The sequence below is a fragment of the Gilvimarinus sp. 1_MG-2023 genome (assembly GCF_030548285.1).
In genome coordinates this window covers 43,560-52,445 of the sequence record NZ_JAUOSC010000017.1, presented here as the reverse complement: position 1 = coordinate 52,445, position 8,886 = coordinate 43,560, and the positions used below count along the sequence as shown (strand labels likewise).

General features: G+C 51.7%; 10 protein-coding genes. 7 read left to right on the top strand and 3 right to left on the bottom strand.

The annotated features are described in order from the left end of the window. Positions 1-209 precede the first annotated feature (209 nt). The gene (locus Q4563_RS14830; protein WP_215976127.1) at positions 210-959 is read left to right on the top strand and encodes a hydratase; all 750 of its coding nucleotides are present in this window, start codon (positions 210-212) and stop codon (positions 957-959) included. A 40-nt stretch (positions 960-999) separates the two neighbouring features. On the opposite strand, the gene Q4563_RS14825 is transcribed toward Q4563_RS14830, so the two are convergent. Together Q4563_RS14825 and Q4563_RS14820 are read right to left on the bottom strand one after the other, a co-directional pair. After that, entirely contained in the window at positions 1,000-1,692 is a 693-nt protein-coding gene (locus tag Q4563_RS14825; protein ID WP_303605006.1) for a 4'-phosphopantetheinyl transferase family protein, read from the bottom strand. Between the two features lie 2 nt (positions 1,693-1,694). Next, entirely contained in the window at positions 1,695-2,126 is a 432-nt protein-coding gene (locus tag Q4563_RS14820; protein ID WP_215976125.1) for a hypothetical protein, read from the bottom strand. Between the two features lie 40 nt (positions 2,127-2,166). Between Q4563_RS14820 and Q4563_RS14815 the strand changes: the two genes are divergently transcribed. Further along, on the top strand, positions 2,167-2,472 hold the full coding sequence (locus Q4563_RS14815) for a MaoC/PaaZ C-terminal domain-containing protein (protein ID WP_215976124.1): 306 nt from the start codon (positions 2,167-2,169) through the stop codon (positions 2,470-2,472). 55 nt (positions 2,473-2,527) lie between these two features. Here the strand turns inward: Q4563_RS14815 and Q4563_RS14810 are convergent, their stop codons facing one another. After that, positions 2,528-3,010: a DUF2141 domain-containing protein gene (locus tag Q4563_RS14810; RefSeq protein ID WP_303605005.1), complete on the bottom strand. Its 483-nt coding sequence runs from the start codon at positions 3,008-3,010 to the stop codon at positions 2,528-2,530. Between the two features lie 93 nt (positions 3,011-3,103). On the opposite strand from Q4563_RS14810, the gene Q4563_RS14805 reads away from it, so the two are divergent. The 5 genes from Q4563_RS14805 to Q4563_RS14785 all read left to right on the top strand — a co-directional run bounded on the left by Q4563_RS14805 (position 3,104) and on the right by Q4563_RS14785 (position 8,835). Beyond that, entirely contained in the window at positions 3,104-4,045 is a 942-nt protein-coding gene (locus tag Q4563_RS14805) for a dialkylrecorsinol condensing enzyme (RefSeq protein WP_215976122.1), read from the top strand. 25 nt (positions 4,046-4,070) lie between these two features. Beyond that, positions 4,071-5,222, top strand: a complete 1,152-nt coding sequence (locus Q4563_RS14800) for a beta-ketoacyl-ACP synthase III (protein WP_215976121.1) — start codon at positions 4,071-4,073, stop codon at positions 5,220-5,222. Between the two features lie 27 nt (positions 5,223-5,249). Continuing rightward, positions 5,250-5,657, top strand: a complete 408-nt coding sequence (locus Q4563_RS14795; RefSeq protein WP_303605004.1) for a hypothetical protein — start codon at positions 5,250-5,252, stop codon at positions 5,655-5,657. Beyond that, positions 5,654-6,649, top strand: coding sequence for a BtrH N-terminal domain-containing protein (locus Q4563_RS14790; protein ID WP_303605003.1), 996 nt, complete (start codon positions 5,654-5,656; stop codon positions 6,647-6,649). Before Q4563_RS14795 ends, Q4563_RS14790 begins: the two co-directional genes overlap by 4 nt. A 71-nt stretch (positions 6,650-6,720) precedes the next feature. Continuing rightward, positions 6,721-8,835 (top strand): Ig-like domain-containing protein, encoded by a 2,115-nt coding sequence (locus Q4563_RS14785; RefSeq protein ID WP_303605002.1) that lies wholly within the window; start codon positions 6,721-6,723, stop codon positions 8,833-8,835. Positions 8,836-8,886: the final 51 nt, after the last annotated feature.

The window sequence follows — 8,886 nt, the reverse complement described above, 5'->3', positions numbered from 1 at the left end:
GTGGACGGGGCGCTTCCCTGCGCCCCAGCTCTTCGAGCCAGCCCTTGCCGGGCTGTCCTAATTTGTTCCTGACAAATTAGTGGGCATCATTAAAGAGCCTTTTTATATATACCCTTGTTCGCTCCATTTCTGCATGCTTTAAGCTACCCATAAACACCTATCACCTTGTATAGTGTCGCTTTTATCGTTAACAAAAAATGGAGCCTGATATGACAGACTTTCAAAAAGCTGCCCAAGAGTTATTGAGTCGCCGCAAAGCCGGCACTAAAGCCCCTCGTTTGGATGAATCTATTCGTCCGAACAGCATTGATGATGCGTTGGCGGTGCAGGCCGAAATGGCTAAGATCGAAACAGTCGGCGGCTGGAAGTGTCTGCTGCCGCCAGCAGAAGACAAAATTATTGCAGCGCCTATTTTTAACGTGCAAAAAGACAGCGATACGGTAGAGCTGTTTGAAGATAAGGGTGTCGCTCGAGTAGAGCCTGAGGTGTGTTTTGTATTAGGGCAAGACTTGCCGGTTAAAGAGGGCGGTTACAGTGAGGCCGATATTGTCGATGCCATTGGTAGTGCACATATGGCGCTGGAGTTAATGCAAAGCCGTTACGCCGATGATGCTGAGCAGAGCTTTTTTGAAAGCCTGGCCGACTGCATGATTAACCAAGGGGTTTTTGTTGGCCCTGAAATTGATAAAGGCACAGCCATTGGCCTGAATGCCATACAGTTAAAAGTCACTCAGGGTGATGATGTGCGCGAGCTTGACGGTAAGCACCCGAACGATCGCGCCATTGATGGCTTGGTCTGGCTGGTGAATTATATGGGTGAGCGCGGGGTTGGCTTAAAAGCTGGTGCGGCGATTATCACCGGCTCGTTTAAAGGTATTGTCAATATGGTGTTTGATGTGGAAACCACCATCGCCTACGAAGGTCTTGGCGAGTACACCGTAACTTTTAAGCGCGCTTAAGCGCTACCACCGGCGAGACACTGCATTCTGTTTGGACGCTTTACCCTGCAATAGGGTAATCAGTCCGCAGCTTGGGCAGTGTCTCGGCCCGGCCGAACACCGCGGCCAGGTACAGGGTTTCGTCCTCGTGGGTTAAGCTTTGGTGATAAAACTGCCAGTGTTGCAGCGGCCAGTTTTGTTCAGATTGCGGGGTTTGGCTGTGAGTAAAATCAATTTTCCCTAGCCCCTCGGCAATACCCGTACCGCGCGCTTTAAAAAAAGCCTCCTTGAGAGTCCAGAGCCGATAAAACTCGCTCTGTAATTGATCCCTTTCTAGTGTTTGCAGGCGAGCAAACTCCTGTTCACTGAAGTACTGCTGAGCAATGGTCAATAGCGGGCGGGGTTTGCTTGGCACTTCCAAATCGACTCCCACCGCACAAGCATCGCTGAGCAGCAATGCCAGCCAGTGACCGCTGTGGCTAATGTTAAAGTGCCACTTGGGGTGATGAGTCAGTGCAGGTTTACCCGCTTCGCTGCGGTTAATACTAATAGGCCGGACGTCTTCGGGTAGGTAGTAATCTAGTAGGTCAAATAGGGCCAGTTGTTGTTGTAGGCGCTGCTGCCGGATGTCGGGGCGGCGCAGTGCTTGAGCTCGCTCTAGTTGCCGGGGGCATAGCCGACCCTTTAAGTGCAGGGGGGCCTCCTCCCAGGTGGGTACTTTCCTGAGGTCCACCAGGTGGAAGTGAGTGGTCATTATTAAGCTACTAGCATAGCGGTTAGCTGCCCCTGCAGAATGACTGTACCTTTTGCCTCTAGGGTGAAGCTGCAAAGTGTGCTGTCGGCGGTCTGGGCGATGATATCGGTGCGAATGTCCAGCGGGTAGTGGATTGCATCCAGGGTTTTGACTGCAGCCTGCAGCTTAGAGGCGACGGCAATGACCCCTTTGCGCGGGGCTGCATCCGCTGTATTTTGGCCGCTGAGGCGGGTGTGTACCGCCATCGCTTGCGCGGCGTATTCAATACCGGCGTAAACAGAAAGTGTATCGCCGGTGCGCAGGGGGTTGTCCGGGGCCAAGTGCGAGTTGGATTGGCAGAGTATATGCGTCTCGCTGTGCTCAATGATAGAATCCAGCAGCACCATGGGGGGCGCGTGGGGTAAAAGTTGTTCGATGTTTGCGGATAATTCCATAGCGTTTAGCTTCAATAATTCAATGGCAGTATGATAAACCATGTCGGACCAGTTTACTGTAACAGCCGAGTTGCCCTGTGTTCAGGGGCATTTTCCCGATAGCCCGATAGTGCCTGGTGCCTATTTATTAAGTCTTGTTCATCAGGCGTTTGAACGGCGTTACCCTAGCGGAGGCATGCCGCAGTTTAGCAAAGTGAAATTTCTGGGGGCGGTCACTCCGGGCGATACGGTGAGTATCCAGTGGGAGGACGCACGCTGGCCCAAGGGTAAGGTGCAGCTGCAAGTGGCGGGAGAATGCCGCCTCAGTGCCAATTTCACCGCAACCTCTGCTGACAGTGAGTCTTAACTCAAGGCCTCTGAGCGCTCTGCCTGTTCAGACTCATCTTGCTTTTAAGCCAGTTTTAATTCGGTCTGCTCGTTTGTGAGGCGGCCGGCGGGTCAGTGTCTTGCGTCGCTTTTGGGTAGCGCAATTTAAGTTCAATGACCGGTGAGTTGGCCGTTAATGGTCGAATACTCTTAGTAAAGCTGGGGCTGGGCCGCTTGCGTCCCGATCCTATGCTGGTACTAAAAGGCTCGCGGGGTTGGTTTTTATTATTGGTGTCTAGCGTCTGATTGTCATTCAAATCCACAAAAGCGCGCAGGGCGTAGTGGCCGCTGGGCAGATCCAGTGGGTAGTGAACTTCTTTGCTGTCCGGCAAGGTAAATTTAAGCTCTAGGTCGGGGTGGTTATCCCAACCGGTTGCCGCATCCGAGTAGACGGCAATATAGAGCGCAGCGCCCGGCAGTTGATTGTCTTTGATCACAAGCGTGTAAGGGTGTGCGGCCGCGCCCTGGGCCAAAACCAGCAAGAAAAGCAGAATATAGCGAAAACACATAGAACCCATGACCCGATACTCATTTATGGTAAACTTAGGCCCAGTTTAGCAGGGTCAGATCCCTTTGATAATGAGACTTATGCAGAGCACAAGGGAGGCGGCTTGGCAGAAGATAAAACAAGTAAGCGGGTGTTGGTCGTACACTACTCGCAAACCGGACAGCTAGATCGAGTCGCGAAATCAGTGGTAGAGCCTTTACAGCAGGCGCCAGGGGTTACGGTCGACTTTCTTAATGTGCAACCTGCGCAGGCTTTTCCCTTTCCGTGGCCAATGTTGCGCTTTATTAATGTGTTTCCGGAATCGGCGCATCAGGTACCCTGTGAGCTGGACATGGCGACCGAACATCTGGCCGATGACTATGATTTAGTCGTTCTGGCCTACCAAGTGTGGTACTTGGCGCCATCCATCCCGATTTCATCTTTTCTGCAGAGCGAATTGGCCGCTAAATTGTTGGCCAATAAGCCGGTTGTAACGGTAATCGCCTGTCGCAATATGTGGCTGCAAGCGCAGGAAAAGGTTAAAACGCATCTGCAAAATTTAGGTGCTAAGCTGGTGGGAAATGCCGTGTTAGTGGATGCCGCCGGTTCTGTGGCCAGCTTTTTTGCGACTCCGTTGTGGGTTCTAACTGGGCGCAAAGGGCCGCATTGGTTTGGCTTGGTGCCGCCCGCCGGTGTGAGCGATCAGGACGTCGCCGAGGCTTCACGCCTGGGGCGCGCTATATTACAGCGGTTTGATGAAAATCAGCCGCTGGATGAAACGCTTTGGCAGGGACTTGCCGCGGTAAAAGTCAACGATAAATTAATTGCCAGTGAAAAACTGGTGACCCGCAGTTTTTACCTGTGGGGAAAATTATTTTTGGCCAATGGCTCGTATACCTCAAAGGTGCGGCGGCTGTTGGCGATGTTTTATGTCGCGTTTTTGGTGTTGATGTTGCTAACGGTAGTGCCGATAACCACACTGGTTAAATTCGCTTTTGCCCCGTTTATGAAAAAGCGCATCGCTCAACAAAAACAATATTATGCCTGGCCTTCGGGCGAAGACTAGCTAGCACTGGAAGTACGAATACACGATGTCAGCCAATACAGTTTATATAACGCACACCGGCAGCTTTCTCCCCAACGAACCGGTGGGCAACGATGATATGGAAAAACTCTTGGGCCAGGTTGGCGCAAGGGCTTCACGCTCGCGCAAAATAATTTTACGCAGCAACCAAATTAAAACTCGCTACTACGCGATTGATCCGCAAACCGGTAAGCATAACTACACCAATGCGGAACTTTGCGCTCACGCAGTAAAGCAAGCTCTGGCGGATGATGTGCCGCTTGAGTCTGTTACCTGCCTGGCGGCCGCCACCAGCATCCCCGATCAGTTAATGCCGGGGCACGCCGCTATGGTGCACGGCGAATTGGGTAGCCCGCCCTGCGAAGTGGCCACCACCTCAGGTGTGTGTGTCAGCGGTATGACGGCGCTCAAGTACGCCTTTTTAAGTGTTGCAGCGGGCGTTCACTCCTCCGCTGTGGCCGCCGCATCCGAAGCGGCCTCATATACCATGAAGGCGGATAACTTCTCGCCGGAACTGGAACAGAGAATTGCCGAGCTGGAAGCCAACCCAGAGATTGCATTCGAGAAAGATTTTCTGCGCTGGATGTTATCCGACGGTGCCGGGGCGATGGTGCTGCAAAGTGAAAAACCGACGGATAAGTTAGCATTGAAAGTTGAGTGGATAGACGTGCTGTCTTACGCCAATGAAATGACTGCCTGTATGTATGCCGGCGGTCGCAAAGAAGAAGACGGCTCGTTAACCGGTTGGCAGGCGGTTAGCCGCGCCGAGGCCGCCGCCGATAGCTTTATGTCGGTCAAGCAAGATGTTAAGCAGCTGAACGAACATATCATGCCCTATACGGCGGAAAAAACTCTGCCGAAATTGCGTGACAAATACGGCATTACCCCCGATCAAATCGATTACTTTTTGCCGCACTACTCATCGCATTACTTCCGTGATCGTTTAGACCAATGCATGAAAAACGCCGATTTTGGTATTGATCAGGAGCGCTGGTTTACCAACTTGCCGGAAAAAGGCAACACAGGTGCTGCGTCCATTTACATTATGATTGATGATCTGTTGAAAAGTGGTCAATTAAAGCGCGGCCAGAAACTACTGTGCTATATCCCTGAAAGCGGTCGCTTCTCGGTATCTTATATGTTGCTGGAAGTCGTTTAACCTGGAAGTTGTAACAAGGAGTGGCCCGTGCGTGCCGATGAAGTACCCCAGGATAAGAGCAGTACCTACGCCGGACATAAAAAACTGTTGTATGCCCAAGGGCAGGACGGTGAATATCAAGGTGTGCAGAGTACCGGCTGGGAAGTAGAGGCCACTGCTACCCGCGATGCGGTGGCTCAGTTTGAGTTGTGGGCCCAAGAGGCTCACGCAGAGGTGTTAGCCGGACGAAAATCCCCGCTGTATTTTCATATGTACGACTGTCGTATGGACTTACCGCTATTGTGTCAGCTCACCGGCTTATGGCGCTGGCGGGTGATGCGCCACTTCAACCCCCGACACTTTGCCCGATTAAGCGATAGCGTTTTACAGTGCTACGCCGAGGCCATGGATCGCCCCATAGAACAAATACAATCTTTGCCGGATAAACCTGAATGACATTTTCCCACAATCAGTCGGCCCACTGTGAAAGCGGTGTTATCTCATCACTGCTGAGCCATCACGGACTGCCCTTGAGTGAGCCCATGGCTTTTGGCCTGGCCAACGCATTGGCGTTTGCCTATATCCCCATCGTTAAGCTCGGTGGCCAACCCTTAATTGCTTACCGGCTGCCGCCGCGTGCCATCATTAAAGGCTTGTGCAAGCGCTTAGGGGTAGGAGTAAAATTCCATAAATTCAAAGACCCAATGACAGCCGCTAACGCGCTGGACGATTTGGTGGGGCAGAACATTTTAGTGGGGCTGCAAACCTCGGTTTATTATTTGCCGTATTTCCCCGAAGAGATGCGCTTTCATTTTAACGCCCACAATTTGTTGGTTTACGGCAAGCGCGATGATGTTTATCAAATCAGCGACCCGGTGTTCGAAGAGCCGATGGAAATTGCCCCGCGCGATTTAAACAAAGCGCGCTTTGTGCGTGGCCCATTAGCCCCGAAGGGCTTGATGTACACCATCGAGTCTGTGCCGGAGAGTATCGACTACCCCCGGGTTATTCGCGAGGCGATTGCCAAAAACGTTAAAGTTATGACCGGTGCGCCTCTGCCGGTGATTGGTATTCGCGGTATTCATTATCTGGCGAAAAAAATCGATAAACTGAAAGGTAGTGAAAAAGATAAGAGACTGTATCTCGGGCACATCGTTCGTATGCAAGAGGAGATAGGAACTGGCGGAGCGGGCTTTCGCTTTGTCTATGCCTCTTTCTTGCAAGAGTCGGCCAAACTTTTAAACGATGATGCTCTGGCTGAGGCCTCCAAAGCCATGACCGACGTTGGCGATACTTGGCGTGAGTTTGCGCTTACGGTGGTTAAAGAATGCAAGTCCAAACAGGCCATACGGCTACAGGTCGTCTCCGATAAGCTGCGCCAATGCGCCGAACAAGAAAAACAGGTTTGGCAGCAGCTAAAAGGCTGGTGTAAGCAGGCTAACAATTAATAACATTATTTTATTTAATAAAACTGTACCTTTGAATTTTAATTCCATTGGTGAGAATAAGGACTATTCATATGTGTGCAGTGCTGCGTAGATGCCTATTACTTTTTGTTACTTTGAGTGCTTTATTTGCCTTGGCGGCCTGTGGGGGCGGGGGAGGAAGCACCGGTGAATCCGGCGGTAGCGTCACGAATCAAGCGGCGTTAACCAGTCCTTTATCAACGATAGAGGTCGTGATGTTTGAAACAGCGACGCTGGATATCAGCGGCGGCTCCGGTTCGGGGGCGCTAGCTTATACGTCTAACGACCCCTCAATCGTAACGGTAGGCAGTTCGGGTGAGCTCACTCCAGTCTCAGCCGGGGAAACGCAAGTAGAAATCGAAAAGGCGGCGCAAGGTCAGTATCGCTCGGCGAGTATTATGGTTCAGGTAGTGGTGGTTGCCGCTGAGCAACCGGCACTGTCGTTTGCCGAACCGCAGTTGACCGCTTATTTTGACGCGGAACCTTTTACCAACCCGGTAAGCGGTGGGGCCGGTACGGGTGAGCTTGTCTACAGCAGTGGCGATGAGAGTATTGCCACGGTGAGCGCCGATGGTTTGGTAACCCCCGTTGGTAGTGGCGTTGTTACCCTTACCGCGAACAAAGCCGCCGATGATCACTACCAGTCAGCCAGTGCCACTTTTACCTTGACCCTGGAGAAGTATCCCCAGCAGCCCTTGGCATTCGAGCACGGTTTTCTCGACACCGTAGTTGGTGCAGAGGTACCGGAAAATACACTGTCAGGCGGTGCCGGTGAAGGACAGATCAGCTTTTCCTCGAGCGACTCTACGATTGCTTCGGTTGATAGCGCTGGTCAGGTCAGCGTCCATAAAGCGGGTTTGGTAGAAATCTCAGCCACCAAAGCGGCCGACAATTATTATCAGGAGACCGTTGCTCGTTATGAGCTTGATATCGGCATCGTTGTAGATCAACTGACGGCGTTGATTGGCGAAGATAACACACGTATTACCTGGCAGGCGCAGGAGGGGAATGTACAAGTTAAGCGTATTCCCAACGCGAGCTGCGGCTTCCAGGTTTCCTATTACTGTGCGTCGAGCAATCAGTGGAGTGTATCGTCGGCTGATTCGTTGCCGCTTACGGATAATTTTACGCAATTCGATATGATTTCCGGTTCCTACAGGCCATCTTTTGAAAATGGCTTTTTGCAATTACAGAACGAGCAGTACCGCTCTAATGTATTGGAGCTGAAGCCGCTTGAATTGCCGTTCGAAGCAAATCTGGATATTGCCCATGTTGAATTTAACGGTAAGCAGTGGGCTTTTGGAGGCATGTATCAACAAGAGCCTTATCAGGACGGTATCGATGGTTACAGCTCCGAAATTTGGTCGTCGGTTGATGGCATTACCTGGCAACTCGAAACGGCGAACGCCGATTTTGGTGAAGTAGCAGACGCAAAGGTGTTGGAGTTCGGCGGTGAACTCTACATGTTCTCGGGTGAGGGGCCTTCTTACAACGAGCAAGTTGATCGCACAGGTATCCGTGTCGGGCACGGGGTGTGGCTCTCAAGTGATGGGCTAAACTGGCGCTTAATAGGGGGCGGCAATATCCCGATTTACGATGGAAAAGTGTTGGTTTTCGATGGACGCTTTTGGGCGTTACAAGCGGAGGGTTGGTCTGACTCCGCAGTCAGTCTTTGGTCTAGCGAAGATGGTGTGTCTTGGGAGTTAGAAGCGACGGATCTGCCATTTGGCACTCGCAGACAACATATGTTTTATGCGTCAGACGATAGGCTGTATGTGGCCGGTGGGTTCAGGGAGAGCAATGAAAATTTGTTATCCGATGTTTGGACGAGTTCTGATGGTCAGCACTGGGAGCTCGCGGGCAGTGATAGAGAGGTAGGCAAGTTCTGGAACAATCACGTAGAGTACTTTAAAGGTGCTTTTTATATGTTTCCAGCCTGGGGGATAATCACCGTTGGCAGTGGTTACCCCTTGTACCGATCGACCGATGGCATCTCTTGGTCGCACATCGAAACTGTTCCATTTTTTACTCCTCGAGTGGATGTTCTGATTACAGAAAACGAGATGAAAGTGATTTCCAGCGATAGGTACCAATGGCAGTCCGAAGACGGCACCAATTGGCGCACCCCCGTCGCTTTGGATCAGGATATCACTTGGCGGCGGCGTTAAGCGGTCCTAGCCGGAAAACGGCCTGACCTCGACACTTGGGGTCAGGCACCC